The sequence below is a fragment of the Cryptosporangium aurantiacum genome (assembly GCF_900143005.1).
In the GTDB taxonomy this organism is placed as follows: Bacteria; Actinomycetota; Actinomycetes; order Mycobacteriales; family Cryptosporangiaceae; genus Cryptosporangium; species Cryptosporangium aurantiacum.
The window spans coordinates 318,502-345,293 of sequence record NZ_FRCS01000010.1 but is presented as its reverse complement, the minus strand read 5'-3'; the positions used below and the strand labels follow the sequence as shown (position 1 = coordinate 345,293).

The following is a 26,792-nucleotide window of genomic DNA, read 5'->3' as shown; positions in this document are numbered from 1 at the left end:
ACTCCAACCCCGACATCGACGCTTCGGAAAAGTCACTCCCCGGACCCGCCACCGACCACCCTACGACCCCGGGCTTGACCTAGAGGGGTGCCAGATCAGTGCGTCCGCGGATGCACGGTCCCTGGGCGAGCGTGGACTACGCGCCTGGCGATTTCGGCGTCCAGCGGACTCATGTCCTCACTGACCGGGTCCGACGGCAGCCACCAGCGAAATGCCAATGCTTCGTCGTTCACTCGCAACGGAGGTATGACCTCCAGCCGACCCAAATACACCGCCAGCAGTTCCCGACGCTCTGGATTCGTGAGGTGGAACTCGGCTACCGCAGCCAGTGACAACGGCAGGCCTCGAATGCCAGTCTCCTCGTCCAACTCCCGGGCGGCAGTCCCTTCGGGTGTCTCACCCGGCTCCCGCGTGCCGCCGGGTAGCTCCCACTGCCGTCGCCAGCTGTCAAAGATCATCAGGACCGAGTCGGCGTAGACGACGACGATCAAAGATGTTGAGACGGCTGCGTGCGCGGCCAAACGGTCAAGCGGCTCGTCTGCGACCGAACGATGGCCGACCAAGACGTTGCCGAACCGATCGCGGAGCGGAAGCTCAGCCATGAGATCCATTCCACCACGCCCTGCCGGCGCACGAGAGCGCCCGTTGCTCTGCGGCACGCAGGGTGCATTCACGCTGTCGTCTGCGACGGTGGTCGCGTGATGTCTGAACAGACTGCGCCTACCCGTGCCGAGGTCGACGCATGGTTTACCGGAGTGCTCGATGGCTCGCGTTCTCGCGACGGAGCGGATCGGTGGGCAGCATCGTGGGTTCGATCGCCAGCCGCGATCGACGACGAGGTGGTCTGGTGGGCGATCGGTCTGCTCTGCGGTATCGACCTCGAGTCCGGTCCGGACGGAGCCCTGCTGCACGACGACGATCAGGTGCGCCAGTGGCAATCAGAATTCAATCGACGCTGTGTTGCGACGCCCACCGTCAAGAAGAACTGAACGGGCACATCACCGCCTACTCCCGCCGGAGCACGAGGTATGGATCCCGCGCAGTGGCCATACCGAAGGTGTGCATCGCGTGCTCGCCCGGCTCCACGACGAGCCGGGCCTCCTCGCCCGGTGGCACGTTGACCTCGAGTCGATGGCTGCCGTCGAGGTCGATTAGTGCCTGCACCTTGTGTGGTCCCGGCGAGACCTCGACCGTCAAGCTCTCGCCCCGCTTGAGCTTGCCGATCCGCCGCCCGTCCACCTCGATCCGATATCTCCGCCAGATATCCCGTGTCGTGCTGGGAGTTCGGGCGACGGTCAGTCGTGCTGCGGGACTCTCCACTTGCGAGCACGTAGCCGAGCCGGACGCGCCTTAAACGCACGAACCACGAGGTGAGGGCATCAGGCTCCGCCGAGAGCCAGGAAGCGGACGTCGTCCCACGCGACCACGCCAGTGACCAGGGTTCGCGAGGAGAACACTCAAGGCGTGGTATTCAGTTGCACTGTATATCGGTGGACGATATAGTCGTACTGTCTATTGGGGTGTCATGAACCGGGACCCGCAGTTGCCGCTCACTGAGACGGTGTACTACATCCTGCTAGCGCTCATCCGCCCGGCCCATGGGTACCTCATCATGTCCCGCGTTGAGGCAATGAGCGCGGGACAGGTGCGGCTGGCGCCAGGGACGCTCTACGGCGCCCTGGAGAACTTGGTAAAGCAGCACATGATCGTCCGGGTCCCCAGTGAGGACCCGCGTCGCAAGGTGTACCAGATCACGGATATCGGCGCTCATGTGTTGGCGCAGGACGTGAAGCGCATGTCGCACATGATCCACGTGTTCGAGCACGGGCAGGACGGTGCGCAGTGACCATCTGGAGGCTGAGGCTCTTTCTCAACTTCGACAAGGAGGAATCCTGGCTGAATCAAATGGCCGCCGAAGGGCGGCTCTTAAGTAAGGCCTGCGTGCTTTATACTTTCTCGGCGCTCGCACCAGGGAGCGCCGCTGTGGTCCGCGTCGACTACCGATCGTCCATGAGTCGACTCGACTTCGCCGACTACGTGAACCTCTTCGAGGACTCCGGCTGGCGACACCTGCACGGCTCACGGCACGGAGGACCCCAGTACTTCGCCTCGTTCTCGGCGGACGCGAACACCGATATTTTCTCCGACGCCAACTCCAGGGCACAACGATACCGACGATCGATCGCCGCCTACGGCGTCCTGCTGCCGTCCTTCCTGGTCACCGTGCTCGCCGGGTGGAATCCGGAATACTGGTTCTCCCCTCCACGGGACTGGTACTTCACTCCGGGGCTCTGGGACAAACATGGTGCGGACTTCATCGGAGCGTTCCTCTTCGAGTCGATATTAGTTCTTCCTCGCGTCGGCGCCCCATTTCTATTCGCTGCATTCTGTCTGTATCTACTCGCAGTTATCGTTTACCAATACACTCTGTTCCGAAAAGCGAGAATCTCCGAGACGCCTTCGTCGATGTAGGACAGCGTGCTGTCTCAGTACTGCGATACCGGCTCAGGACGTGGTCGCGTCAGGGTGCTCAGGAGCGAAGCGGCCCGGTAAACACGATCCTGTTGCCATCCGGATCCTCCACGACGAGGACACGCGAGGCTGTCGCCTCCTGGATGCCGGGGTGACTAATTCCTTCCCGGCTCAGCCTGACAGCGACCTCATCGAGGTCAGAGTCGTCAACGACCATCGTCGAGTGCCCGGCGCGACTGGCGTCCGCCCATACCTGCACCCCGAAAGTCGGCGCCAGATGCCACTCGGCCAACCCGTCCATCGGCCGGGCATCCGCGTCGCTGCCGAACAACTTGGCGTACCACCCGACGGCGGCTTCAAGATCGACGACAGTCATCTGCGCAAGTAGCCGAGTCGCTGCCATGGCATCAGAGCTTCCCTCCTCGACGCGGCACTATGCATGAGTCCGCTTGAGCGCAGGTCCCGTCAGGCGAGCGCGGACAGCAGATCGGCGCGGCGAGGGCCGGGCGCGGTGTACTGCGGAGCGGCACCGCCCAGGGCCATCACCGTGTCGACCAGGCCAGGAGCATCCAGGATGCCGGCGGCCGGAGCGGTCAGGGCACCGATGTCGGCGGCGGCCCGTAGCAGTCGAGGATCGCGGAACTTCGCGGCGTCCAGCGCTTTCGCGATCAGCCACTCGTGATCGTTCGTCTCATAGGGCCGACCGGCGATGTCGGCGGCGACCTCGGCGCGACGGTGTCGGCTCCACGAGCGGAGGGTCCGGAAGTACGGCGTCAGTGTCTCCTCGGTGACCTCGTCGAAGCGACGCGCCAGCTTCTCGTGCTCCTGCGGATTGACGTCGCGTAGCAGGTCGCGCAGAGCGATCCCGTGCAGTGCGCCCAGAGTGAGGCCGAGTCCGAGCGTCGGGTTGGTGGCCGCCCAGGCGTCGCCGACCGCGACGAGTCCGGTCACCACTGGCTCGCCGTCGACGACGAGCCGTCGGTATCGGTCCTCCAGGTTCGCCATCGACAACACGCCGGTGATCGGTTCTCCGATCGTCGACCAGGATGCCGAGTTGCCGTACAGCGTCGCTGCCCGCTCGAACACATCGACGTCGCGTAGCGCGCGCAGTTCCCGATCCCGGCTGGAGATCGCGAACGACACCGACCAGGTGTCGTTGTCGGCGGCCAGCGTGATCGTCGAGAGGCTCTCGAAGTGCTCGGTCAACCAGCCGAGGTAGGTCGGGCGCGATCCGTCGGTGCTCCGGTAGTGCCGGCTGTAGTAGACGAAGCCGTCCTCCTCCCGTTCCTCGAGCGGTGCGGCAGCCTTGATGCCGGCCAGCAGGCGAGGGAGCGAGGAGCGTCGGCCGGTGGCATCGACGACCAACTCGGCGTAGAGGTTTTCACCGTCCCGGGTGCGAACTCCGGTGACCCGGGGCGCACCGGGGGTGAGGTAGAGACCGGTCAGCAGACCGGTGACGGCGACGCCCCGCCGGATCGTGACTCCGGCGGTCCGGGAGGCCGCGGCGGCCACCGCGGCCTCCAAGATCGGCCGACGAGCACCCACGACGTCGAAGCGCTCGTCGCCGGTTCGGTGGGACGAGCCGGCCTCGATGGGCCACACGCCCTCCGCGAGGAGGTTGTACCGACGGCCGCCCCGCTCCAGAAGCTCGCCGAGGACGTCGGGCAGATCCTGCTCGATCAGTGCCCGCCAGCGCGGGAGCGCGATGTGCGGAAGCCGGAACTGCGGAACCCCCGGCCGCTGCCAGCTCGACCACGCATCGTGCGCGGGGCCCGCTGAGTTCTGGTCGACAACGGTGACGTGGTGCCCGTCGCGGGCCAGCAGCATCGCGGTGGTCAGGCCGGTCATTCCGGCGCCCAGGATGAGTACATCGGCCATTGGGTCATCTCCCTCGGTCAGTGTCTGTCACTGGGGAGATTCGCTGTTCTTGGTGCTCGGTTCCCAGGCCGGTCCGGTGCTCAGTTTCTGCTCACTCCGGCGTGGGCGGCTCGGCCGAAGCGTGCAGTTCCCGCTGCCACAGGTGGTCGACGATCCGGTCGACCGCACCGGCGAGATGCCTGCGGTAGGTGCTGAACGGGACACCCAGGCGCTCGGCGGCGGCCTCCTGGCTGGGCGTCGCCTTGAGGAAGGTGACCGTCGCCGCGCGGTGCAGTTTGGTCGCGCGGGGGTCCGCGGCGAGGTGCGCGACCGCCGCCGCGAGTGCCTCACGGAGTGTGTGCACCGGGTCGGCCGTACGGCGCCCGGTGACGATGCGGCTGCGGATGAGCGGACTCTCGGCGAGCTGATCCGGCCGGTGCCACGACCTGAGCGCACGGCGCACAGCGGCGTCGAATTCGGCCCGGGGCAGTACGACGAGATCCTCTGGCGTTGCGGGGGCTCTCGGGTCCCATCCGTGCAGCAGCCGTGTGTTGAGCAGGTCGAACCATGCGTCCACCGGCATCGCGCGCCAGTCATGGGCAAACAGCGCGTAGGGCCGCCCGCCTACGGTGGGAACGGCCGGAACCGGCAGTTGTTCGAGGTAGCGGTGCAGGGGTTCCCAGAACGACGCCGGAGCCGGATTGACCACGTAGGACCAGGCGAGGTGCGGCGTGCCCATCCAGCCGGCGAGGATGCGCATCCGCATCAGGTCCAGCGGTGCGGACGGCTCGTAGTAGGCCGGCGGGTAGATCAGGAACCGGGCGAGCGCGAGCTGCTCCCGGCCGCGTAGTGGCGCGGTCGACGCCGCGTGCGTCCAGGCTGCGGCGACCACCGGATCGACGGCGCAGGTGTCCTCGTCGTCGTTCGTCAACTGCAGCCAGGCCATGAAGGCGACCAGCTCGTCGTCGGTCGACCGCCGGTAAACGGTGAACGCTTGCGGCTGCCGCTGCAGCCAGAAATCGACGATGGCCGCGGACTCCGCGCCTTCGCTCACCAGCGCCAGACGCCGCACGGTGTTCCGATCGGCCGGCTGATACGCGTCCGGGTAGACCGTGCCGTCCCCGTCGAGTACGAAGTACTCGGTGACGATCTGATCATGTCGCTGCAGGTAGTACAGCGAGCGGATCTCCGCCATCGACGGCACCGGGGTGGTTTCCCGAGCGCGCGCCACCAGGTGGGCGGTAACCCGGCGATGCATCTCCTCGTAGCTGCGCGGGTTGCGCCAGCGCAGGTCCGCTTCCAGCACCTCGCGGACCACGTCGTGGGGTCGGAGGCCATGGCGGTCGGCCTCCACGAACGGCAGGCCGCGCAGCCAGCCGAACAGCTCGACCGCGTCGACGTCGGGGACGACCGCGGCGAGCAGGTCCTCGGTGGTGGAGAGCGTGTGTGCGCAGACCTCCAGCGCCGTCCGGTGCGCCGGCGACGGCACGTCACCGACGAGTTGCTGAAGCAGGGCGGAGAGCACGTCCCGGGGCAGGGTCCAAGCAGCGGTGTCCCGGATGTCGCGGGCCGCGACGGACGCCGCGAGGCTCAGCGCGAGCGGATAGCCGCCGGCGAATCGCAGCACCGCGTTCCGAGATTCCGGTGGAACGTCGCGGGCTCGCACCAGCGCCGCCGCGTCGTCCGGTGACAGGTCGGCCAACGGGCAGACCACGAGTGCCTCGTCCCACGCTCCGTCCGATCGCCAGTCGGCGTGCGGAGGTTGCCTCCCGGCCAGAACCACCACGACGCCGTCCAGCACGCTGGGCAGGAACTGCTCGCGTACCCACGCCTCCAAGCCCTGGCAGCGTTCGAAATTGTCGACCAGGAGAACGACCCGATCGTCGCTGCGGGCCGCACCGCCGTGGAGCTGGAAGGCGGCCGGGGTCGGATCGAGCATCCGGCCGTCGACTTGGACGACGATCCGGCCGGCGCCCTGCGCCAGAGCAGCGAACCGATGCAGCAGCGCGGTCTTGCCCACCCCGCCCGGGCCGTGGACGTACAGCACGATCGGGGCGTCCGGCGCCCCGGCCAGCGCCGACCGAAACGTCGCGATCTCGCCCTCGCGGCCGACGAAGCTCCGGTCACGGGCAGCGTTGAGCCGCTCGGCAAGCCGTGACGAGCCGCGACCGGACGAAGAGGTAGTCACCAGCCGACTCTAGGTCAGCGCAGCCGCTGCCCCGTCGGCGGCGAATGCCGGGCCTTCGAGAATAGGTGGCTAGCCACCTATTGTGTTCTCGCGCACAGATAGTTGGCTAGCCACATAACTCCGTGGCACCGTTTGGTCATCACGACAACCGAAGGAGACGACGATGACCACCCCACTGTGGACGCCGGCAGTTGCCGGTGATGTGAAGCTGGAGCACCGCCTGGTGATGGCGCCGATGACCCGTTCGCGAGCCACGCCCGACGGCGTCCCGACGGCGCTGACCGCTGCCTACTACGCGCAGCGCGCCTCGCTCGGCCTGCTCATCTCTGAAGGCACCCAGCCGTCGGCTGACGGACAGGGCTACCTGCTCACGCCTGGGATGCACACCGACGAACAGGTGGCCGGCTGGCGCCGGGTCACCGACGCGGTGCACGCAGCCGGCGGGCGGCTGTTCGTCCAACTCATGCACGTCGGCCGGATCTCGCACCCGGACAACACCCCGCACGGGCGCCAGCCCGTGGCGCCGTCGGCGGTAGCGCCGGCGGGCACGATGTTCACCGCGACCGGTCCACGATCGATGCCGGTCCCTCGGTCACTGACCGTGCCGGAGATCGAGGCGACCCAGGACGATTTCCGTCGCGCAGCCGCCGCCGCGATCGACGCCGGAGCCGACGGCGTGGAGATCCACGCGGCCAACGGCTACCTCATCCACCAGTTCCTGTCCGACAACGCGAACCAGCGCACCGACGAGTACGGCGGCTCGGCGCAGAGGCGGATCCGCTTCGCGGTCGAGGTGGCCCAGGCCGTCGCGGCCGAAATCGGCGCCGCACGCACCGGCATCCGGATTGCCCCTGGCAACCCGTTCAACGACATCATCGAGAGCAACCCTCGCGACGTCTATGGACCCCTGCTGTCCGCTCTTGCTCCCTTGGACCTGGCCTACCTGCACCTGGTGCATCCGGGCGACGAGGACCTGGCTCGCACGCTGCGCGCCGCGTGGCCGGGAACCCTGATCGTCAACCGCGGCGGGGCCGACCTCCAGACACGCGTAGCCGACATCGAGGCCGGCCTGGCAGATCTTGTCTCGGTCGGCGCGATGGCCCTGGCCAACCCCGACCTGCCCGAACGGCTCCGCGCCGGAGCCACGCTCAATACCCCTGACCGCGCTACCTTCTACGGCGGCGACCACCGCGGCTACACGGACTACCCACGTATGCAGGAGGCTTCTTGAACCCACCTGACGCCACGCAGGAGGCCGCCGTCGGCAGCTCGCCCGGCGGCGGCCTGACCGTCAGCACCGGGCCGCTGAGCTTCGCCGTCTTCGCTCTCGCCCGCACCCATCGCGGCCTCGCCGGAGCGATGTTGCGTGAGCTGAACCTGCATCCCGGCCAGGAGCTGCTGCTCATGCAGCTCCTGGACCGCGACGGACAGACCCAATCGGAGCTGCTCGCCAGCGTCGGCCTCGATCACTCCACCGTGTCGAAATCACTGCGGCGCATGCAGGACGCCGGCTTGCTCCGCCGCGAGCCCGCCGCCCACGATCGCCGGGTGCTGCTGGTCCACCTCACCGACAAGGGCCGGGCGCTGCGCGAACCCTTGCAGCAGATGTGGACCCGCCTCGAAGAGCGCTCCACCCGGGCGCTCACACCTGAGCAGATCGACACGTTCGTCGCCCTCGCACGCGTTATCGAACAGTCCCTCCGTTGATTGGGGCACGGCGGCACTCGACCGCCCCGCCGTGTTCCACACCTCGTTACCGCTGGGTGACGACATTGGAAGGCGTCTGACCTGCACCCTTAGGCTTCGCTCGTGAGTCACAGTTCTGATCCGGCGGGTCCCAGACGGCTAACACTCTGGGGCTTCGCGGCTGCCGTCGTCGTCTACCTGGCCATCATCCAGGTGGGTGGCATCGCGTTCCGACGCCTCGGAGATATCACCGGCGACGAAGGCACGCAAACCATCTCTGGCGTCGTCTACAACTTCATCCTGCCGCTCGGGCTAGCGGCGATCTTCGTCTACGGCCTTGTCGCCTATCTGGGCTGGTGGAAGCCGGTCATGCGCGACGACCGGCCGGTGCAACGCGGAATGATCGTGGTGCCCATCGTCCTTCTCGTCGGCATCCTGCTGGCGATCGACTACGGCGCACTCGCCGAGAAGGGACTGGGCTTCACGCTGCTCCTGCTCCTGGCCACCCAACTGGTCGGCTGGGGCGAGGAAGGCATGTTCCGAGGCATCGGCATCACCGTTCTCCGGAAGCGAGGCCTGACCGAAGGCCGGGTAGCGCTCTGGTCCAGCCTCATCTTCGGTGCGGTACACCTGTCCAACGCCGTCGGACAGGGACTGCAGGCGGTGCCGCAGGCCGTTGTGGTCGCCTTCGCCGGGTACTTCTTCTATCTCGTCCGGCGACGCACCGGCAGCAACGCGGTCAACTCGGTACTGCACGGACTCTTTGACTTCTCGCTGCTCACGGCCACCGCGCTGGACGACACCCCCTACCTGGGCATGACGGCCGGCATTCTCGTCTATCTCGTGCTCGCCGTTTTCCTTCTGGCCCGCAGGCGACACATCGAGCCGAAGCCGATCGCCGCAGCATGAGACAAGCCTAGGGCCGCGGTGCGGCCGGCCGCGGTTGCGCCGGGACGGTCCGCAGGCCTTCGGACGCGCGGCGCGACGCCGTACTGAGCCGGCAGACCACCGGCCCATCTCAGCGGCAGGAGGGCAGACTTTCGAAGGTGTAACCACGGTCGGTGAGGGTGCGAAGGACGGTGCCGAGCGCCTGCACCGTCTGTGTGCGATTACCGCCACCGTCGTGCATCAGCGACACCGCGCCCGGGTGAGCGTTCTCGAGCACGTTCCGGACGATCGCGTCCACACCGGGGCGGCTCCAGTCCTGCGGATCGATGTCCCACAGCTGGGTTCGCATGCCGTGCTCGGCGATGGCGGCGCGGACCGTCGCGTTCACCGCGCCGTAGGGCGGCCGCAGGCAGCGGACGTCATGGCCGAGGGCGTCGCGCAGAGCGTCCGAGGTACGCGTGATCTCGGCGTTGAGGCTGCTGGCGCTGAGCGTGCGCATGTCCGGGTGGTCCCAGGTGTGGTTGCCGACGGCGTGCCCCCGGTTCGCGATCTCCCGCGTCAGTTCGGGGTGCGCCGCCACGTTCTCACCGATCTCGAAGAACGTCGCTTTCGCCTGGTATTGGTCGAGCAGGTCGAGGATCTGCTTCGTGTACGTCGCAGACGGTCCATCGTCGAAGGTGAGGTAAAAGACTTTGCGGCCGGAGCTCGTAGAGCCCGGCGGGTCGTCGGTGCCGTCGTCGCCGGGCTGCACCGGCTGCGGGTCCGTCTCGGTTCCATCCGGATCGCGGAGCGCCTGCTGCGTGCTCGGCCCCACCACCCCGTCGGGACGCAAGCCGTGGGTGGACTGAAACTCCCGCACCGCCTCGCGGGTGTCGTCGTCGTAAGTACCGCCCGCCTGCAGCGGGTAGCCGAGTCCGCGGAGTGCCACCTGGAGGTCACGTACCTCGGGGCCGGTGCTACCGAGCCGCAGCTGGGCGTCGACGGCGCGAACCTGAACGGCCAGCTCGGGCTCGCCGCCCGGCGCGCCGCGCGGTGCCCCGCCAGTACGGGGAAGGCCTTTGTCGGCGAGGTCGCTCAGGGCGCGTAACCCGCGGCGCTCGGCGATCTCTTCGGTGGTGACGAAAACGTTCTGACTGGTGGCGGGCGCCGCGGCGGCGGGGCTGACGCCGATCAGGCGCAGGTACTCGGTGAGCCGACGGACGGTGGGTTCCAGGGCCGTGGACGCTTCCTTGGCACCTCCGTTGAGGTACTCCAGCAGTGCGCCCACGTACTCCGGGGCCAGGTCCACGTCGCCGTTGGCGAGGGCGTCCACCAGGACGTCACGCTGGCCGTCCAGGTCGTGGACCTCGACGCGGTACCCGCGATCGGACAGGTAACCGGCCAGCACGCGGCCGAGAACGCGGCTCTCGAGGAAGTCGACCGTCCCGATCTTCAGTGCGGGTCCGTCGACGGCGGTGACGTCACGCGGAGCCGGCGCGGTACGGGCGAGCCACGCCTGCGCGGCGTCTTCCGGGTTGTCTCCGTCGGTCATCGCCTGGTCCAGCGACCGCAGGGCCGCGGGGGTAATCAGCCCGCTCAGCGTGTTCAACTCCGTGCGCAGCGAGGCGCCGAACACCTCCAGCAGGCTGGTACGGAAGACCGGCACGATGTTCTGGACCGCGTTCATGCCCCGGTCGTCCTCGAGCACGACCAGCTTCTGATCGTGGGCGTAGGGGCTGCTCGAGAACACCACGGCGGCATCGACCTCGCCGTCGCGGAGCGCGGCGACCGAATCGGCGAGCCGATCCTTCGGCACCAGCGCCCCGCTGACGTCGACGCCGTAGACGTCGGCCAGGCCCTGTCCGCAGTAGGCGTTCGTCGCGCAGTCCGGCGGCGCGGCCAGGCGGAAACGCGGGTCGTCCTGTTCGCCGGGGGTGCATGCCGCGGCGAGCAGCACGGCGAGGAGGGCACCGACCATCCGGTGCAGCGGGCGTCTGGCCCGGGCCACGGGGATGCGTAATTCGCGGCTCGGACGCGCGCGACGGCTCATGATTCGTCCTTCAGCGGACGCCGGGGTCACACCGGCGTGGTGGTTCTCTGCCTGTCACGGCAGCAGACGAGGGGCAGCGATGGCCTCGCCGGTTGAGCACGGCCAGACGTTAACTGTGATCGATTCAGTTCGCATATCTAGCGGCGTGCATCACACAGCCGATAACCACAAATCGCCCAAGACCGTCAACCTGTCGCGGACGGCCCCGCACCTCCGTTGAAACGAGCGGGCGAGGGTGCTGGTCACCCCGTGTGACGGGGGTCGCTTGAACATGCGAGCTGAATCGATCGGGGTTAGCGTCTGAGCTGCGCCGAACCAGCGGGGCGCGTGCCGCTGCGACTTGTCTTCAATTCGGGCGGGCCGCAGGCCGGGTCGCCCTGTGGCGTAGGAGGGGCCTCGCGTGAGTGCGAGTGTGCAGGAGTCACCCCAAGGGTGGGTGCCGGTCGAGCACCGGTTCTTAGGACTGGATCGACGGCAGTTCAAGCCGGCGTTGTTCGTGCTGGTCGTCGGTCTGGTGCTCATTTATGGGTTCCAGGGTCTCAACGCGTTGATTCCGTGGGACAACGCGACGAAGGCCGGCGACGTGCTCGACCTCGGTCGAGGGGCAACGGCCGTTCCGCCGGTCGGCTGGCAGTTGGAGGACGGTGCGCGGGTCGGCGAGAGCAAGTCGGGGGTGAGCGCGACCAGCGTGCGCACGGTGCTGGCCAACGGTGGCGCGGTCATTCAGCTGGAGGGAGCGAAATTCACCGGGACCGCGAACGCGTTCCTCGATCAGGTCCTGAGCGTGCGGGACGACGACGCGGACATTGCCGGTGCGCGGGCCTCGTTCACGACCGACGCAGGGCTGGTCGGTGTCGTGCAGAGCGAGAGCGGACCCGGCGGGGAGGACCTGCTGGCCGCGTTCAAGATGGCCACCGGCGACGCCGCGACGGTCGAAGCCGCTCCGGCGTTGATCGTCGAGGTGACCGCGGCTCCGGGCGAGTTCGAGCGGTACCAGCACCAGATCGACGCGTTCCTGCGCAGCATCACCCCGGAGACCACGAAATGACCAGCGTGAGCACGCCGATTTCCAAGGATGCCCAGCTCGCCGCGATCGAGCAGTCCGGCTGGGGGACCCCGTACAAGTTCTTCCAGCCGCACAACCCGGTGTTCTGGGTATACCTGTTCGCGATGGGCGCGGGCGCGGTGTCGATGGTCAAGTACTTCGCCACCGCCATTGGCCCCTACACCGTCGCTTTCACCAGCGGCGTCGTGCTGTTCGCCCTGTATCTCGTGCCGTGGCTGTTGTTCCTGCGCCGGCAGAACCGCTACACCGCCCAGCCGGCCGGACTGCTGGCCACCGGATTCCTCTGGGGCGGCATCGCGGCCACGTTCTGGATCGCGATCTGGGCCAACGGGTCGCTGCTGACCATCTGGTCGAAGGTCCTTGGCCCCGTGGCGGGCAACGACTGGGGCGCCGGGCTCGCCGCGCCGCTCAACGAGGAATGGGGCAAAGCCCTCGGTCTGATCGTGCTGATCGGACTCGCCCCGCGGCTGGTCCGCAGCGCCTACGACGGGTTCATCATCGGCGCGTTCATCGGCCTGGGCTTCCAGGTCTTCGAGGACGTGCTCTACGCCTACAACAACGCGCTCGCCTCGTTCGGCGCCGGCCAGGTGGGATCGACGCTGTTCGTCTTCGCGGTCCGCAGCTTCACCGGCCTCACCTCGCACGCGTTGTTCAGCGCGATCTTCTGCGCCGGCGTGATGTGGATCCTGGGGCGCACCCCGGGTGAGCGCAACGTCGTGCGGGGCCTGCTCGCGTGCTTGTTCGCGATGGGCATGCACTTCGCGTGGGACGACGTCGCCGGGATCAGCGGCGGCAACACGGCCCTGGAGTTCGTGATCCCCTACGTCATCCTGATGCCGCTGGCGGTAGCCGGGCTGTTCTACGTCCGGCGGCTCGCGGCCAGGACCGAACAGGCCTGGACCCGGGACCTGCTCGGCCCCGAGGTCGAGGCAGGCGTCGTGGACCCCGAGTTGCTCACCGCGGTCAGCGGTCGGCGCAAGGACCGGAAGCACTACCGCGAACAGCTGCACAGCCGCGCGAAGGCCCGGCACCTGATCGAGGCCACCGGCGACCTCGCCCACGCGATCGCCGACGCCCGCGGCACCGACACTCCTCGCGTCGAGCACGCCCGCGCCGAGCTCGTACGCCTGCGCAGCACCACCTGACCAAATCTCCGGGGCGGCCAGATCTTCGGGCCGCCCCGGAGAACCGTGTCGTTCTCAGACGCGGGATCGCCGCCGCGGCTGCACGCGCTTGACGCCATGCGCCTCTCTCCAGATCGGACGCAAGATTTACGCAAGACCGACCCAGCAGGCTCAGGCCGCCGCGCGACTGACCCACAGTTCTCGGGCGAGCCACAGTTCAAGGAGTCGGAATGACCATGCGCAAGCGCGTCGCCGTGGCGGCGGCCGTCCTCGCACTGGGAGGCGGCCTCGCCGTGCTTCCCTCGAGCCCGGCGGCCGCGGCCTACACGTGCCGCTACTCGGAGCGGGGCATCTACGCCTACGCCGGCTACTACTCGGGTAACACCGTGCAGCCGTCGTCGACCGGCGTATCCAACGCCGGCATCGAGGCGCAGTGCCTGCTCAAGGCGTACGGATACCCGCCCGGCACGATCGACGGCGTCTTCGGCACCAACTCGCGGTCCGCGGCGAAGGCGTTCCAGAGGCATATGAACCTAGCGTTCGACGCCGGCCTCGTCGAGGACGGCAAGGTCGGCCCGGCGACCTGGCCGTGGCTGCGCGAGATGGTTGCCATCACCACCTCACCCTGACCCCGGGGGCATCCGCTGCCATCCGCGAAGTAGCTTCCTCGCTGACGGTGTCCTCAGTTGGCTCGTCGGGGCAGCGTGCGCCACTCGATGCCGGTCATCGTCACCGCCGCCTCGGCTATCCGGATGGCCGAGGCGGGCCTCGGCGCCGCCTTGCTGCTCTCGATCCACCCTCGCTACAGATCCGGACTGGTCACTGCTGCGGGAAGCGCGCGAGATCACCCAGTCCCCTGGCTGAGACGTCCGCTCACACGGCCCGCGATCGCCTTCGGTGCTCCCACGGCGCGTATCCGCTGATAGATCTAGCCCGCTTTCGCCAGTCCGGTCCGGTCCGGTACGCGACGACGATGGCGCTGACCCGGTCGCGCAGGTCTAGTTTGGCCAGGATCCGACCAACATGGCGATGAGGAGCGCGGCCCGACCAGTACCCACCGGCTCCCCCTTCGGCGCAGCTTCCCGGACGCCGTCTGGACACGTTGGCATCCCCTCACTGCGCCGGTCCCGGGTGCCCTGCGTTCGTCGGTCGCACCGTGCGGGCCAGGTCGATTTCGTCGCGGATCGGAATTCCGAAGTTGCCGGTCGCGGGAATGCTCGGCTTGAGCGCGCGCCGCGCCTCGTCGACAGCGCCCGGGCGGATCCCCACCAGCCGGAATTCCCGCCGCTGATAAAACCGCAGGGCTTCGACGTTGTCGTTCGTCGTCACCAACTCCAGGCGGGTGCAGCCCAGCGCGGCCGCACGCTGCACCACACCCTCGATCAACGCGGTCCCGACCCCACGCAGACGATCGTCGGTGTGCACGGTCAGCAGTTCACATACCGCGCCGTCGACAACGTACGTCACCACGCCGATCAGCCGCCCGGCGTCCACCGCGATCACCGCCGGATGCTCCAGCGGCCGCATTAGCTCGCTCTTCCGCGCCACCACCTCGGCGTGGTAGCGGGCCAGGAATGCGGCGACGGCCTCGACGTCGTCCGGTCGGCGGTGGCGGAGGCGCAGCCCGGAGGTCACTCCGCCACGATAGAGACACTTAGCACGAGCCCGCGCCAGCCGCTACCGGAGCTTCATCCGGCGGGAACATCCTCCCGCGATAGCAGGCCAGCCATGGACGACGCGCCGGCAGCCACGTTACGAAGGCCTTCAACCAAGCGCCAGATCCCCATCAGCGGTCACGAACGTCCTGCGGTCCCGGCCACACCATCTTCTGAGGTCATCAACGACAGGAGCCATGAGTCATACTGGACGGCGGGATCAACAAAGGGTCAAGATCATTCGCTGGATCCGATCGGTTCGCCACGCCAATCGATACCGATATACAGGGAACGATGGCCGTAAAGGGCATAGAAGTCTGGCGGGCTCTCGACCTCAGGGGTCGGTTTGACGACGATGTAGGGCTGCCAACTAGGCCTGCCCGCGGTTGCGGCTGTGGGCAGCCCGATTGCGTCGATTCGCACGCACGGGAAGGGCTCGTCAGGCGTCTTCACGACGACCTCGAATCCCTCGCGGAGATTACGGGACAGGACGCCTGCCAGAATCCGGCGCAACTTGGCCGTGTTTCCGGTAAGGATGCCCTCTACACCCCACGCAAGCTCAACCTGGTTGTAGTGATCCGAAATATCGTCGCTGGAGACGGGCGGCAGCGCCCCCACAGCGGTCACGATCTCGTCGAGAATCGCCGTCAATGCGCTGTGCTCTGCGGACGGGACCTCAGTCTGGGCCGGGACTGCTCGGTCAGCGCCCCGAGGTGCTGGATCCTGGTCTTTCCGGCTGGTCACGGCCTGAACGCTCGCGACCACGCCATTCCTGATGACGATCTGAGTGTCGTGTCCCGGCGGGACGTCCACATAGAGCCAGTACTCCTCCTGGGCAGCGTCCCGGAGGACGTCTGGGTCGACGAAGCTGACGGAATTCGCGTCGGCGTCGGCCTCAGCGAGCACCTCCGGGAGTGTCGTCGACCGAGTGGGCGCGCCAAGTCGCTCGATAACGGCGCCCGCAGCCATTCCAACGACGATGCCCTGGTCGTCAGAAGACCGTTTACGGCCCGATAACCGCCTGAACCAGCCCATTGGCTCAACTCCGTCATCGCCTCAGCCCCGGCGCCAACCCGGGCAATCGATCATCAATCGCATGGGGCCGCACCCCTCTACCTACAGTTCCGGCGCATAGTAGACGGCCTGCGCAAACCGCACCGAAACAGGCGGTGACATCACCCGCAAGTCCCGAGCCGAACGCCGATGGCGTGCACAGCCCGCATTGCGCTCCGCGCGGCGCCACCGGTCGTGAATGACCAGGACGTCGTCGACGTTCTCGAGCAGCCCTTCCGACCCGTAGTCACAGGCGTCGCACCGCAGTCCGGCAGCATGTCGAGGACGGCTCGGCCCATAACCGGGATCGGGTGAACACGATCGTGTACCGCTCCGGATCGTGACCCGCTCGTACTCCTCCTGGAGCGGCTCGTCCCGGTCCGGGGCCGGCCACGACGGCAGGCCGAGCGCGTCGGATCGCTCGGCGACGTCTGTCCGCAGACTCCTCACCCGCTGGGCCTCGCACGCCGCCTAAACCGTTCACCGGCGCTGGCAGGCGACACGCGCGCTCGATCGCTGTCTCGCAGCCTTCGTTCTCGTAAACGCGGCACTCGGCGGCTGGTTAGTGTGTCGCGTGGGTTGTCGAGACCGCCCGATGCGGCGCCGTCATCGGACGAAGTCGATCTGCCTTGCGACCAACTACAGCTGATTGGTCGGGCCGGGGCCAGCCGCGGGAACCTCGCGATGAGCGTGGGCCATCGAGTCAGCCGCGTAGCGCTTGGCTGCCCGCAATTGCCGGTAAGCCACCGTGCCGAGCACCGCCGCCGCGGCCAGGACGATGAGCGCGAGCACGCGGCTCCATGCCGAATCGGCGCTGAGCAGCAGCGGAAGCTGCCCGGCGGCGACGAGTGCTGGCGCGAGCAGAATCATCCATCCCAGCGCGATTGTCCGTCGAGCCTCCCCTAGGGTCAGCTCGCGCAGCCGCGGGTCCTGAGGAGGCTCGTTGCGGCGAAGCGCACGAGCGACCGCTTTCCGGGTGGACGGGTCGGCGCCCCAGAGCGGCGAGAGGTATTCGACCCCGCGCCGCCGGGTCAGCCAGCGGGCAATCCGGAACGCGGCCAACGCGAAAACCCCGACAGCCACGAGTATTCCCACCAGCACTAGGACAAGGACGAGCCAGTCGGGGCCGGTCGGCGACTCCCCGGATGCGAGCAGGCCGGCCACACCACCGCCGACGACTGCGAGCGCCGTCGCCCCGGCCAGCCAAAGCAACAGCCGATACCGCCGATCCATCGTCACTCCCGTCGCCGCCCCCGCCGAACCGCTACCCATGAACAAAGCTGCTCGAACGGTCCACCGCCCGATTATCGCCATCGCCCTGCGGCGGAGCTCGCAGCGGCGCGAGCCTGACCCACGGTGCGGGCGTCAGAAAGAGGCGTCCTACCAAGCTCGGCGGCATTTGCTGGAGCGTTGGTGTCGAGAGGCGCTGGCGCACGCGGAGGAGCTTCGGATACCGCTGACCCGGGAGATGACGGCCACTGGTTGGATCGGCCATCCCCCGGCCGCCGGGTCCGTGCTGGACGGTGCCGAACGGCGGTTGGGGCGGGTGTTGCCGCGGTCCCTGCGTGAATTCGCTTCGGTCACCAATGGATGGCCGGTGCTGTCTATGGACTTCGGCGCCCTACGCCCGGCCGAGGAGCTGGGGTGGGTCGTCGACCTTGAGCCATCGTTCGTCCAGATCTGGAACGAGACGGCCGGTGAGGACTGGGATCCGGACACCGACGACGGGCCGCCGCTGTGGAAGCGGTCTCTGCTGCTGAGTACCGGCACGGATCATTTCCTGCTGGACCCGCGCCGAATCGACAGCAGCGGGGAGTGGGTGTCGTGCGAGTTCACCAGCTCCGGAGCGGGAGCGGGCGGAGCGGCATCGTCGTTCCGCACCGGTATGGAAGGCCACTACGCATCCTTCGTGTGCTTCACCGCGCCGGAGAGCCCAACACGCGCTGAGGTCGCTGAACAGGTGGAGCAGGCCTACCGATCGAGTCTGACCGGAGACACCGGCCGGGAATGGGTCATCCCTGCCGCTCGCTCCTTCGGCGACCTGCGCGCGGACGTGCTCAACGTCCAGTTACGTACCCTGCGCGGCGCATATCGGGCGTACCTAGACGTGGACGCCCTGGACTGGGGGTACCTCGCCGGGGAGCCGACCGCGATCGAGGACCTGCTTCCGCTGTTCGTCACTGCCTGTCTGGACCGGCACGACCCGCAGACCTGGGCGTTGGACCTGCTCCTGCAAGGAGCGTCCCCACCAGTCGCCCAGCGAGTGCGACAACTCGCCGACCGATGCCTCAGCGAAGGCGGGCTCGTTGCCGATTGGTCCTCGTCGCCCGGGTTCGCCGCGGCCGTCGACCGGGCACGTGCGCTCGTGCGCGCCGACCGGGACACCGAGGCATTCGAGGCATTGGTGGCGGGCCTGCCGAACTGGCAGCCCCTGTCCCCGCTGCACCTGGCGCCGATGGGCCGGATCTGGGACCGAGAACTGAACAGGGTAATGACCCCCGATCGACGCCGCCGCCGCCTACTCAGCCAACCCCGAAGCACGGCCGTCCGCCAAGCAGATCAGCCCGGCCAGTCCAAAAATCCCTGAGCCACCGCCGGGGCCGACGCGCTACCTACCGACAGAATGACTCGGTGATCCAGTAGGGACTGAGCCCTCCAGTCGGGTTGCGCCAACGATTAGGACGGTCGGGATCGCATCACTTGGTGCCGACGGTGGGGCATCGGCATCACGAGTCGGACCGGCCGCGGAAGTCGGTGCCGCTCTCCGCGCGCCGGGCACTCTGGTGGAGTGAGTCAGACGGCGGTCCGGCGTCGTCGGCTCACGATCGAGGGGGCGGTCATGAGGAGCGTCAGGAGCGTCACGGCCAGCAGGGGCCAGCGGAACCGCAGCCACCAGGGGCCGCGGTCCGGATCGGTGGTCTCGTCGAAGACGAGGTCGGGGATCAGTGCCCCGGCAGCGTCGGTGATGCCGGTGCGCTCTGGCATCCGCATGACCTGCGCGGCGGTGCCGTCGGTGCCGATCGTGCGGAGACGACCGCCGTAGTCGTAGACCAGGATGGTGGTGGCGTCGCGCCAGCCGAGGAACGTGCCGACGTCGGTCAGCGTAGTGGGCTCGGAGGCGCCGTCGACCGGCGCGAGCTCGACGGTGGGCTCTCCGAAGGTCTGGTAGGCGAGCAGTCGTCCGTCGGGTGACCAGGCGTCGTCCCCGGCGATCAGGCCGCGGGGACGGCCCGGGGTCCGGGTGTCGGTGGCCGGGTCGATCACGACGTTGTCGCTGCGGTCGCCGGTCGTTACGACGATGCGTGTGCCGTCGGGTGAGAACGCCGCTGCCGACGCCCGAACGCCGAGGTTCCGGGACTCGCCGGTGCGAAGGTCGAGCAGGTGCAGGGCGTCGATCTGGACCGGCGCCGTGTGACGGTCGGGAGTCGGGCCGACGAGGGCCGTGTTCCCGTCGGGGGCGATCGCCATCGCCACGGTGTAGCCGTCGGTTCCGATGTCGTACCGGCGGGTACTCCGGTCCGCGAGGTTCAGCCTGGTGAGCGCCCCGTCCTCACCGGCCAGCAGCAGATACCGGCCACGCGGATCGAGCCGGCTGTCGCTCGGCACGGTGCGGTAGGAGTTGTCCGCGCCGACGACGACGTTCTGTCCGCCGCTCATGTCGCCGACGACGGGGAGATCAGGGTAGCCGGCGATTAGTGCGGCCGGGCCGGTGGTGTCGGTGGTCACCGACACGGTGGTGAGCGCCGGCCCGGCGAGTTCGCGAGGTAGCTGCGCAGGGATGCGCCCGGCCCGGTCCGGCCCGGGGGCGAGCAGAAGGACTCCCGCTGCGAGGAGAGCGATGACCGCGCCGATCCGTCGGGTGTGCACGGTAGGGCTCCTTCGGATGGATGCCGTTCGCACGGTACTCGGGGCAGAAATCCGATGATCACCGACATCGCCGTAGGCAGGTGGATCGAGGCGGGCGAGACGCGGGTCAGTGCTGATGAACGGCGGCGGTCTTGGGAAGTGCGAGCATCACGGCTGCGGCCAGGAGGTAGGCGGCGACCTGCCAGGGCAGAACCTGCGCGAGGGCGTGCCCGAACACCACGGCGGTGTCCCCCGCCGTCGAGCTGTCGGTGGGGACGAGGGCGTTGAAGAAGACGGTTCCCAAGACGGCGACGCCGACGGCTCCGCCGATCTGGTTGACGGTGGACAGCACCCCGCCTGCGGCGCCGGCGTGCCGACCGGGGACGCCGGCGAGGACGACGTTGACCAGGATCGGGGCGCCCAGCCCCAGCCCGAGTCCGCCGAGGAACATGACCCCGGCCAGGGACCAGTAGCCTGGTGTGCCGCCGTCGCGGACGAGGAGCCACAGCAGGCCCTGCGATGCGGCCAGTGTGAGGGACCCGGTGACGAGCAGGGCGCGCCCGGCCTTGCCCGCGAGGGCGACTCCGGCCCCGGAGGTGATCATCGACCCGAGCGCATACGGCAGGAGCACCAGGCCGGTGTCCCAGGCCGAACGTCCGGTACCGGCTTGCAGGTAGATCGACAGGACCAGGAAGAACGCGGCCAGTGCCCCGAAGAACAGCACCGACGCCGCGAGGCCGGCGGTGAACGGGCGCACGGCCAGCAGCGCGGGCTCCAGGACCGGTTCCCCGCCGCGCGACGTGACGCGCCGCTCATAGGCCACGAAGACGGCGAGCAGGACCACCCCGGCCGCGAGGAGGGCCCACCCCCACCACGGCCAACCCCAGTCCCGGCCCTGCACCAGCGGCAGCAGGACCAGCACGACCGCGGCTGCGGCGAGGACCGCACCGGTGAAGTCCAGGCGTGCCCGCACCGGTGCGGTGGACTCCGGCAGCACCCGTGCTCCCAGCAGCAGAGCGACGGCGGCGACGGGGACGTTGATCCAGAAGATCGTGCGCCAGCCCAGGCCCCACAGGTCGGCGTCGACGAGCGCGCCGCCGAGCAGTGGCCCGGCGACCGCGGCCAGGCCTTGCACGGCGCCGAACGCGCCGAACGCCTTGGCCATCGCGGCCGGCTCGAACGAGGACCGAATGATCCCGAACACCTGCGGGACCATGAACCCGCCCGCCAGGCCCTGCACCACCCGGACCGCGATCAACGCCTCGGCCGACGGGGCGAGAGCGCACGCCGCGGACGCGACCGCGAAGCACGCCAGGGAGACGAGGAACACCTTGCGGCGGCCGTAGTCGTCCCCGATCCGTCCGCCGGTGATCAGGCCCGATCCCAGGGCCAGGGTGTAGGCGGCGAGCGTCCACTGCAACTGCGCTTGCGTGGCGTGCAGATCGGTGGCGATGTCGGGGGCGGCGACGGTGACGATCGTGACGTCGAGAAGGTCCATGAACGAGGCGAACAGCACAACGAGCAGCGCCAGCGACGCGCGTCGGCCCGCGACCGGCGCGGACTGATCAGACGGAGCTGGAGGTGAGGGATTCTGCGTCATGACCGCACCGTGACATCGATAGCGGCCACGGAATGGCCGCCATTTCTGCGACGGTGGATCTCGTGGCCGACACCTCCGCACGGATCTTGCGTCTGCTGTCCCTACTCGAGGCGCGGGTGGAGTGGCCCGGGGCCGAGCTCGCCGAGCGGCTCGACGTGTCGGCTCGCACCTTGCGGCGCGACGTCGACACGCTGCGGGAGCTCGGCTACCCCGTCGACGCCGTCAAGGGTCCCGGCGGCGGGTACCGGCTCGGGCGTGGAGGAAAGCTCCCCCCGCTCGTCCTCGACGATGACCAGGCCATCGCCATCGCCCTGGCTCTGCAGACCGCGCCGGCGACCGTCACCGGAATCGACGACGCCGTCACCCGCGCGCTGACCACGCTGCGTCAGGTCATGCCCACCCGGCTGCGAGCCGCGAGCGAAGCCTTCGAGGTGACCAGCCTGCGCAACTACTGGGAGTTCTCGGCCCCACCCATCGACATCGCCACCCTGCAGACCGTCGGCGCCGCGATCCGTACCAGCCGCGTCCTACGCTTCGACTACCGCGACCCGACCGGCGCGACCCCCGCGCCCGGTCAGCCCGGCTTCCGCCCACCCCGAGAGGTCGAGCCCCACCACCTGGTCGTCTGGGCCGGCCGTTGGTACCTCATCGCCCGCGACCACCGGCACCGGACCTGGCACACCTACCGCGTCGACCGGATCCACCACCGCTCCCCCGCCGGGGTGGCCTTCACGCCTCACCCCCTCACCGACGACGACCTCACCCGACTCGTCGTGCAGAACCCCGACCGCGGGGACACTCCCGGCCCCTGGCAGTGCGTCGGGTCAGCCACCCTCGAGCTACCCGCCGGCGTCGTCGCCCGCTGGGCACCCGGCGGCTCCGTCGTTCAACCGCTCGACCCCCACCACAGTCGGCTCACCATCTGCGGTTGGTCCTGGACCGGGGTCGCCGGCCTCTTCATCACGTTCGACACGGGCCTGAGCGATGTCGAGCCACCGGAACTCGTGGCCGCGTTGGGGCGGATCGGTCAGCGACTGCGAGCCATAGCCTCCCAGCCGACCAACCCCTCCGGCTGACGAGTGGGAGGACCGGGCGCTTTCCTACCCGTCAGGGATTGTCCGTGTCCATTCGTCGGCTGATCGCCGGCCGGAGCGCCCGCCCGGCCTCGACGCTCGACGCAGGCGGTGCGTCAGCGCCAGCGCACGGACGGGCCGCCGGAGGGAACCGTGGTGACCTCACCGGAAGGACCCACGGCGAACGCCTCGACCCGGGGCGCTGCGCTGCTCAGCCAGCCGCCGTCGGCGTATCTGCAGACGAGGAACGTGCCGTTGCTCGTGCGCGCCGAAGCGACGGTGTTTTGGGGCTCGCAGCCGCGGCAGCCCTCTATCCATCCGGCGACTTGTCGTCCCCGCACTCCTAGAAGATGTCAGTAAGGTGTTCCTGCGTGGCCGCAACGGACCACTCAGGACCGACTGTTCTCGCAGTTCAGCGGGTGGGCCGCCTGGGGATCGAACCCAGAACCCGCGGATTAAAGTCCGTTTTGGACAGTTATTGAATTCCCTAAAGTATTTGTACCACCGTGACACACCTCGCGCTACCACGAATCACCTGGTGACACCGGCTACGCAGCGCTCCTCGCGGGTCGGAGCGGCCGTTTGCCGGCCCTCACGCCACCTCGCATCACCCCGGACCATGCCGCTCCATGACATCGGAGCAACCACCCAGCAACCAGCCAACCGGCAGCGGCGCCATCGCGGGCCGCCGGCTCCGTAGGAACATGCGGTATGCGGCGAAGTCGGCGTCGGTGAGGCCGAGGAGGCCGTCGACGCGGTGCAGTAAGGCCGGCTCATGATGGTGGGTGCGGACCCATCGCCGGTCGGCGATCTCGTCGTCGAGCCAGATGAACGGGCGGCCGCCTGCTTCCGGGGTGAGGACTTCGCCTTCCAATGAAGTCCTCTCGCGGGGCCTTCCTCGTCCGGGAAGTCGACGATAGGTAGCTCCGGCAGTCCGAGCCTGGACGCGACGATTTCGTTCGCGTCAGCCATCCACGTCGTAGCCCAGATCAACTGGCATCCCCAACCCAGCAGTCGGCGCCCGTCCGCTGGGTCGAGGCGGTCCACCAGCGGATTACCCGAAACCTCCGCTGGGTTAATGGCGGCGTTCAAGGCGCGCACGTGCCCGGCAGGTCGGGCAGGTAACGGGATCAACGGTCCATCCACTAGAACATATTCGGGCGGCACACTGCGGCGGTGCCGAGCACCCCGACGGCGGCAAGAGCGAGCGTTGGCCAAGCACTGCCGTGCTGGATCGTCTGAGCGCCCGTAGGTTGCCCGATCTGCCAGTTCAACCTCGGCAGCCTGCTCGCGGCAGGTGCGTGCGTTGCTCGGCGGGCACAGCTACGGAGGCCAACCACCCCGGTTTCAAGGCCCCCACCGGCGGGGCGCAACGAACTCGCGCACCCCGACGCTGTCGGAGGCGGTCAACGAAGGCGTCCACAGCCTCGCCGGCCACACGATCAACCTCTGAGTTCTTCGCCGTCCCCACGGCCCCGTCCAGCAGGGTCCAAGCCCTGGTGTTTTCGCAACAGCGTGGCTCGGAGAACGATCAGCGCGCCGCCAAGCCCACTCAACGTGATGCACGCCAGGCCGACCCGACGCCACCCCGGCGCGTCGAAGTCGATCACGAGCCAGGCGGCGCTCGCGACGACGAGAGCGCCCAGCGCATACGCCGCCAGTCGTTCAATGCGCGGGCTTGATGGCTTCTCCGAAAGTCCTGACCTCTTCCGGAGCCACGGGACGACCATCAGCGCGAGCCCCAATAGCGGAAACCGGACGGCGGCATACACGGCGTCCCCGGTGTTGTGGATGTCGTGCTGAACGCTGTCGGCGACAATCCCAAGCCCAGCACCGAACAGAAGGTAGGACGCCACCCAGATAGGCAGCGTCACTAACTCGCGCCGCGTCAGCGCCATCGCCCGTCCTCTCCAGAGTGTCGTCGGCGAGGTACCCCGGTCGACGCTGTTGTAAGCAGCGGCGCATCGGCCGGTGACCGTTGCTACCCCACCCACGGACCGACGCCACCAGATCACCGGAGTCGCCTCTGTGGGTGGAGCCGGTGGGCTGCAACCTGCAATCCGACGGATCCTTCTGGCGGTCAGTTTTCCTACCCGCACGATTCCGCAGATCAGCGGGGTGGCCGAGTAGCCGACAGCGGTGACACACCGACGGGGTCCATGACGCGATATCCGCGGCAGAAGCGAGTGTTCGGAGGAGAACGTTCCGGCGGTTGTGCGGCCGATCGAGCCGGCCGACGATCTCCGGCCAACAGGGGGGATGCGAGGGGCGACGCTGCTTAGAAGAACGTCCCGTTCGATCACCGTCAACAGCGTCCTGTTCCGCTGGGTGGTAGATGCTGACCGGCCGGGAGGAAACGCCGGCCACGGCCGGGCGGTTGAGGCAGCCGAAGGCATTGCCATTACGTCCAATGTTGACAGTGATCGTCGACATCGAACCGATTCGGAGCGCTACTCAGATCCATACCGTGGGACCAATGAACCGGAAGCCCGCGCACCTGAAACTGGCCGTTCTTCTCGGGTTTCTAGGCCTGGCACGTCCGACTCTCAGCATCGTCGGCGCATACGACTCGGGGTTCCTGGCCAAGCCGGTCGGGCCGCTGCTGCTCACTGCACTGATCTCGGCGGTTTGGATCGCCGCTGCGGTATGGCGACGGGTGCATAGCCCGGTGTTAACGCTGACAGCGGCGGGTGTCGCATACGCACTTTTCGCGATCCTGCTGAATCTGTCGCTGCAACCCTTCCTGGCGTCAGCCGAGCCGATCCCGCCGCCTGGGTACATCGCGATACTGATTTTCAACGCGCTGCAGGGCGCTGTCCTCGGTCTAATTGCTTGGGCAATTCTGCAGGTACGCACTTCCTCACGGGCAAGACAGCAGTGACTCGCCGATCCGTCGGGGGGCCTTTCCCGGTCAGCCGCCGAACGCACTCTCCTCGGCACGGTCGAGCGTCGGCGTTAGCTTCCGGACGCCATGTAGGCGGCGAGGATGAAGTTGGGGCGGCGATCGAGGTTCTTCCGGGCTCGGTCGTAGCGCATCGTCGTCCGTGGGTGGGCGTGCCGGGCGGCGATCTGGGTGTCGTGGAGGCTGACGCCGGCGTCCAGCATCGTGGTCACGAAGGTGTGCCTGAGCATGTGCGGGTGCATGCGGGGCATCCGGATTCCCGCGGTCGCCGCGAGGTGCTTGAGCCGGCGGGTCGCGGCGTGCCGATCCATCCGGGCGCCGCGGCTGTTGCGGAGGATCGGCCCGCCGGTCCGTTCGTCGACAGCCCGGTCGAGCGCACGCCCGACGGGCGGGCGGCAGCGGGACGAGGACCACCTTGCCGCCCTTTCCGCGGACGCGCAGCACGCGGTGGCCGTGTTCCTCGCCGAGGTCCGCGATGTTAGCGCCGGTGGCTTCGAAGATCCGTAACTCGAGCAGGCCGAGCATCACGATGAGCGCGAAGTCGTTGATGTTCGCCGAGAGCCGCGCGGTGGTCAGCAGCGTCCCGAACTGCAGATGCCCGAGTCCGAGGATCGGCGACTCAGGAGGAACGAGTGGACGGCGGACATGCTCGGCCGGGGACCGCGGCCAGCCCGGACGTATAAACGTCCGAGCCGGCCATTCGCGATCGCATATCGCCGATCGGCGCGGCCTGCGCTACGGCGTAGGCGGCAACGCAGCGACCTCGGCGGACAGCCGCGCGGACACCTCGCGCACCGTGGTGGCGAGCCCCTGCAACGCCGTGGCGACGCTGACATCCACCTCCGCATCCGGCCCATCGGTGAGGGCCCAGAATTCGTCGAGCGTGTCGGCCAGCTCGCCGGCTGCGGCCGCCAGCGCCTCCATCTGCAGCCGGGCGGCGATGCCGTGCGCGTGGTCGAGGTGCACCATGGTCAGCAGGTACTGGGTGGTCACCCACTCTGCGGCCTGCATCCGCTCGAACGGGCGGAGCCGGGGCAGCCAGGCACGCAGGAAGCGCGAGGCGTCCTCGGCGTGGTTCTCCAGGAAGTCGTAGTCGAGCTGCTGCTCGACCGCCGAGACGGACATCGTGCTGGCGAGGTCGAGAGCGTCGTGCAGGGCCGAATCACCGGCGGCCACGAGGGCGCGCAGGTCGGTCACCTCGGTACTCGTCCAGTCGATTGGGGCGACGGCACTACCCGATCGAAAGAGTGCTTTGAGCCGATTGCTGACCGTCACCGAGGACGCCACCCACCTCAAACCTGGACCGGTAGAACAGTTTCATTCATCGTCGTTGATCATTTCCCGTTATGGGCA

General features: G+C 68.3%; 26 protein-coding genes and 1 pseudogene. 12 read left to right on the top strand and 15 right to left on the bottom strand.

The genetic code is table 11. From position 1 onward, the window contains the following. Positions 1-95 precede the first annotated feature (95 nt). The gene (locus BUB75_RS30210) at positions 96-602 is read right to left on the bottom strand and encodes an NUDIX hydrolase (protein WP_073261620.1); all 507 of its coding nucleotides are present in this window, start codon (positions 600-602) and stop codon (positions 96-98) included. A gap of 96 nt (positions 603-698) precedes the next feature. Here BUB75_RS30210 and BUB75_RS30205 point away from each other — a divergent pair, with 96 nt between their 5' ends. Continuing rightward, on the top strand, positions 699-989 hold the full coding sequence (locus BUB75_RS30205) for a hypothetical protein (RefSeq protein ID WP_218617844.1): 291 nt from the start codon (positions 699-701) through the stop codon (positions 987-989). 16 nt (positions 990-1,005) lie between these two features. On the opposite strand, the gene BUB75_RS30200 is transcribed toward BUB75_RS30205, so the two are convergent. Continuing rightward, the gene (locus tag BUB75_RS30200) at positions 1,006-1,239 is read right to left on the bottom strand and encodes a hypothetical protein (RefSeq protein ID WP_073261567.1); all 234 of its coding nucleotides are present in this window, start codon (positions 1,237-1,239) and stop codon (positions 1,006-1,008) included. 286 nt (positions 1,240-1,525) lie between these two features. Between BUB75_RS30200 and BUB75_RS30195 the strand changes: the two genes are divergently transcribed. Together BUB75_RS30195 and BUB75_RS30190 are read left to right on the top strand one after the other, a co-directional pair. Then, positions 1,526-1,846, top strand: coding sequence for a PadR family transcriptional regulator (locus tag BUB75_RS30195; RefSeq protein WP_073261565.1), 321 nt, complete (start codon positions 1,526-1,528; stop codon positions 1,844-1,846). Further along, complete coding sequence (locus BUB75_RS30190) at positions 1,843-2,472, top strand: DUF2812 domain-containing protein (RefSeq protein ID WP_084741886.1); 630 nt, start codon at positions 1,843-1,845, stop codon at positions 2,470-2,472. Before BUB75_RS30195 ends, BUB75_RS30190 begins: the two co-directional genes overlap by 4 nt. Positions 2,473-2,530: 58 nt before the next feature. Here the strand turns inward: BUB75_RS30190 and BUB75_RS30185 are convergent, their stop codons facing one another. From BUB75_RS30185 to BUB75_RS30175, 3 genes are all read right to left on the bottom strand, one after another. Further along, on the bottom strand, positions 2,531-2,848 hold the full coding sequence (locus BUB75_RS30185) for a VOC family protein (RefSeq protein WP_218617843.1): 318 nt from the start codon (positions 2,846-2,848) through the stop codon (positions 2,531-2,533). A gap of 89 nt (positions 2,849-2,937) precedes the next feature. Then, positions 2,938-4,350, bottom strand: a complete 1,413-nt coding sequence (locus BUB75_RS30180) for an FAD-dependent oxidoreductase (protein WP_073261561.1) — start codon at positions 4,348-4,350, stop codon at positions 2,938-2,940. Between the two features lie 91 nt (positions 4,351-4,441). Further along, positions 4,442-6,517, bottom strand: a complete 2,076-nt coding sequence (locus tag BUB75_RS30175) for an ATP-binding protein (protein ID WP_073261559.1) — start codon at positions 6,515-6,517, stop codon at positions 4,442-4,444. Between the two features lie 163 nt (positions 6,518-6,680). Here BUB75_RS30175 and BUB75_RS30170 point away from each other — a divergent pair, with 163 nt between their 5' ends. The 3 genes from BUB75_RS30170 (at position 6,681) to BUB75_RS30160 (ending at position 9,112) form a co-directional block, all read left to right on the top strand. Then, positions 6,681-7,748, top strand: a complete 1,068-nt coding sequence (locus BUB75_RS30170; RefSeq protein WP_073261557.1) for an alkene reductase — start codon at positions 6,681-6,683, stop codon at positions 7,746-7,748. Next, positions 7,745-8,224, top strand: a complete 480-nt coding sequence (locus tag BUB75_RS30165; RefSeq protein ID WP_218617842.1) for a MarR family winged helix-turn-helix transcriptional regulator — start codon at positions 7,745-7,747, stop codon at positions 8,222-8,224. The genes BUB75_RS30170 and BUB75_RS30165 overlap by 4 nt, the downstream gene beginning before the upstream one ends. A gap of 192 nt (positions 8,225-8,416) precedes the next feature. Then, a complete protein-coding gene (locus BUB75_RS30160) occupies positions 8,417-9,112 on the top strand; it encodes a CPBP family intramembrane glutamic endopeptidase (RefSeq protein ID WP_245806328.1) in 696 nt (231 codons plus the stop codon). A 109-nt stretch (positions 9,113-9,221) separates the two neighbouring features. On the opposite strand, the gene BUB75_RS44490 is transcribed toward BUB75_RS30160, so the two are convergent. Next, positions 9,222-11,120, bottom strand: a complete 1,899-nt coding sequence (locus tag BUB75_RS44490; protein WP_084741885.1) for a polysaccharide deacetylase family protein — start codon at positions 11,118-11,120, stop codon at positions 9,222-9,224. Between the two features lie 400 nt (positions 11,121-11,520). On the opposite strand from BUB75_RS44490, the gene BUB75_RS30135 reads away from it, so the two are divergent. The 3 genes from BUB75_RS30135 to BUB75_RS30125 all read left to right on the top strand — a co-directional run bounded on the left by BUB75_RS30135 (position 11,521) and on the right by BUB75_RS30125 (position 13,939). After that, the gene (locus tag BUB75_RS30135) at positions 11,521-12,168 is read left to right on the top strand and encodes a hypothetical protein (protein WP_073261553.1); all 648 of its coding nucleotides are present in this window, start codon (positions 11,521-11,523) and stop codon (positions 12,166-12,168) included. Beyond that, the gene (locus BUB75_RS30130) at positions 12,165-13,331 is read left to right on the top strand and encodes a PrsW family intramembrane metalloprotease (RefSeq protein ID WP_073261552.1); all 1,167 of its coding nucleotides are present in this window, start codon (positions 12,165-12,167) and stop codon (positions 13,329-13,331) included. The genes BUB75_RS30135 and BUB75_RS30130 overlap by 4 nt, the downstream gene beginning before the upstream one ends. Positions 13,332-13,540: 209 nt before the next feature. Next, positions 13,541-13,939 (top strand): peptidoglycan-binding domain-containing protein, encoded by a 399-nt coding sequence (locus BUB75_RS30125; protein ID WP_073261550.1) that lies wholly within the window; start codon positions 13,541-13,543, stop codon positions 13,937-13,939. Positions 13,940-14,423: 484 nt separating this feature from the next. On the opposite strand, the gene BUB75_RS30120 is transcribed toward BUB75_RS30125, so the two are convergent. The 3 genes from BUB75_RS30120 to BUB75_RS30110 form a co-directional block, all read right to left on the bottom strand. Continuing rightward, positions 14,424-14,945, bottom strand: a complete 522-nt coding sequence (locus tag BUB75_RS30120; protein WP_178380013.1) for a GNAT family N-acetyltransferase — start codon at positions 14,943-14,945, stop codon at positions 14,424-14,426. A gap of 257 nt (positions 14,946-15,202) precedes the next feature. After that, positions 15,203-15,934: an acetate and sugar kinases/Hsc70/actin family protein gene (locus BUB75_RS30115; protein ID WP_073261548.1), complete on the bottom strand. Its 732-nt coding sequence runs from the start codon at positions 15,932-15,934 to the stop codon at positions 15,203-15,205. Positions 15,935-16,657: 723 nt separating this feature from the next. Beyond that, the gene (locus BUB75_RS30110; protein ID WP_143175497.1) at positions 16,658-17,251 is read right to left on the bottom strand and encodes a hypothetical protein; all 594 of its coding nucleotides are present in this window, start codon (positions 17,249-17,251) and stop codon (positions 16,658-16,660) included. Between the two features lie 373 nt (positions 17,252-17,624). On the opposite strand from BUB75_RS30110, the gene BUB75_RS30105 reads away from it, so the two are divergent. Further along, positions 17,625-18,605 (top strand): hypothetical protein, encoded by a 981-nt coding sequence (locus tag BUB75_RS30105; protein ID WP_143175496.1) that lies wholly within the window; start codon positions 17,625-17,627, stop codon positions 18,603-18,605. Positions 18,606-18,811: 206 nt separating this feature from the next. On the opposite strand, the gene BUB75_RS30100 is transcribed toward BUB75_RS30105, so the two are convergent. Both BUB75_RS30100 and BUB75_RS30095 read right to left on the bottom strand, forming a co-directional pair. Further along, positions 18,812-19,885 (bottom strand): TolB family protein, encoded by a 1,074-nt coding sequence (locus BUB75_RS30100; protein ID WP_073261542.1) that lies wholly within the window; start codon positions 19,883-19,885, stop codon positions 18,812-18,814. Positions 19,886-19,991: 106 nt separating this feature from the next. Beyond that, on the bottom strand, positions 19,992-21,464 hold the full coding sequence (locus BUB75_RS30095; RefSeq protein WP_073261540.1) for an MFS transporter: 1,473 nt from the start codon (positions 21,462-21,464) through the stop codon (positions 19,992-19,994). Between the two features lie 62 nt (positions 21,465-21,526). On the opposite strand from BUB75_RS30095, the gene BUB75_RS30090 reads away from it, so the two are divergent. Further along, on the top strand, positions 21,527-22,540 hold the full coding sequence (locus tag BUB75_RS30090; RefSeq protein ID WP_084741893.1) for a helix-turn-helix transcriptional regulator: 1,014 nt from the start codon (positions 21,527-21,529) through the stop codon (positions 22,538-22,540). A gap of 604 nt (positions 22,541-23,144) precedes the next feature. Here BUB75_RS30090 and BUB75_RS48585 read toward each other — a convergent pair. Then, positions 23,145-23,704, bottom strand: a pseudogene (locus tag BUB75_RS48585) (HAD domain-containing protein). A gap of 275 nt (positions 23,705-23,979) precedes the next feature. Then, entirely contained in the window at positions 23,980-24,435 is a 456-nt protein-coding gene (locus tag BUB75_RS30080) for a hypothetical protein (protein WP_073261534.1), read from the bottom strand. Positions 24,436-24,872: 437 nt separating this feature from the next. Here BUB75_RS30080 and BUB75_RS30075 point away from each other — a divergent pair, with 437 nt between their 5' ends. Further along, a complete protein-coding gene (locus BUB75_RS30075; RefSeq protein ID WP_218617841.1) occupies positions 24,873-25,418 on the top strand; it encodes a hypothetical protein in 546 nt (181 codons plus the stop codon). A gap of 74 nt (positions 25,419-25,492) precedes the next feature. On the opposite strand, the gene BUB75_RS47250 is transcribed toward BUB75_RS30075, so the two are convergent. After that, positions 25,493-25,750 carry a site-specific integrase gene (locus BUB75_RS47250; RefSeq protein ID WP_218617840.1) on the bottom strand — a complete coding sequence of 86 codons (258 nt, stop codon included), beginning with the start codon at positions 25,748-25,750 and terminating at the stop codon, positions 25,493-25,495. Positions 25,751-26,174: 424 nt separating this feature from the next. Next, on the bottom strand, positions 26,175-26,636 hold the full coding sequence (locus BUB75_RS30065) for a hypothetical protein (protein WP_073261532.1): 462 nt from the start codon (positions 26,634-26,636) through the stop codon (positions 26,175-26,177). Positions 26,637-26,792 lie beyond the last annotated feature (156 nt).

Bases quoted from the DNA above. Each gene is read 5' to 3' on its own strand.
- BUB75_RS30210 (WP_073261620.1), bottom strand. From the start codon at position 602: ATGGCTGAGCTTCCGCTCCGCGATCGGTTCGGCAACGTCTTGGTCGGC.
- BUB75_RS30195 (WP_073261565.1), top strand. From the start codon at position 1,526: ATGAACCGGGACCCGCAGTTGCCGCTCACTGAGACGGTGTACTACATC.
- BUB75_RS30185 (WP_218617843.1), bottom strand. From the start codon at position 2,848: ATGACTGTCGTCGATCTTGAAGCCGCCGTCGGGTGGTACGCCAAGTTG.
- BUB75_RS30180 (WP_073261561.1), bottom strand. From the start codon at position 4,350: ATGGCCGATGTACTCATCCTGGGCGCCGGAATGACCGGCCTGACCACC.
- BUB75_RS30170 (WP_073261557.1), top strand. From the start codon at position 6,681: ATGACCACCCCACTGTGGACGCCGGCAGTTGCCGGTGATGTGAAGCTG.
- BUB75_RS44490 (WP_084741885.1), bottom strand. From the start codon at position 11,120: ATGAGCCGTCGCGCGCGTCCGAGCCGCGAATTACGCATCCCCGTGGCC.
- BUB75_RS30130 (WP_073261552.1), top strand. From the start codon at position 12,165: ATGACCAGCGTGAGCACGCCGATTTCCAAGGATGCCCAGCTCGCCGCG.
- BUB75_RS30125 (WP_073261550.1), top strand. From the start codon at position 13,541: ATGACCATGCGCAAGCGCGTCGCCGTGGCGGCGGCCGTCCTCGCACTG.
- BUB75_RS30115 (WP_073261548.1), bottom strand. From the start codon at position 15,934: ATGGCTGCGGGCGCCGTTATCGAGCGACTTGGCGCGCCCACTCGGTCG.
- BUB75_RS30110 (WP_143175497.1), bottom strand. From the start codon at position 17,251: ATGGATCGGCGGTATCGGCTGTTGCTTTGGCTGGCCGGGGCGACGGCG.
- BUB75_RS30105 (WP_143175496.1), top strand. From the start codon at position 17,625: ATGGACTTCGGCGCCCTACGCCCGGCCGAGGAGCTGGGGTGGGTCGTC.
- BUB75_RS30095 (WP_073261540.1), bottom strand. From the start codon at position 21,464: ATGACGCAGAATCCCTCACCTCCAGCTCCGTCTGATCAGTCCGCGCCG.
- BUB75_RS30080 (WP_073261534.1), bottom strand. From the start codon at position 24,435: ATGGCGCTGACGCGGCGCGAGTTAGTGACGCTGCCTATCTGGGTGGCG.
- BUB75_RS30075 (WP_218617841.1), top strand. From the start codon at position 24,873: ATGCTGACCGGCCGGGAGGAAACGCCGGCCACGGCCGGGCGGTTGAGG.
- BUB75_RS47250 (WP_218617840.1), bottom strand. From the start codon at position 25,750: ATGGATCGGCACGCCGCGACCCGCCGGCTCAAGCACCTCGCGGCGACC.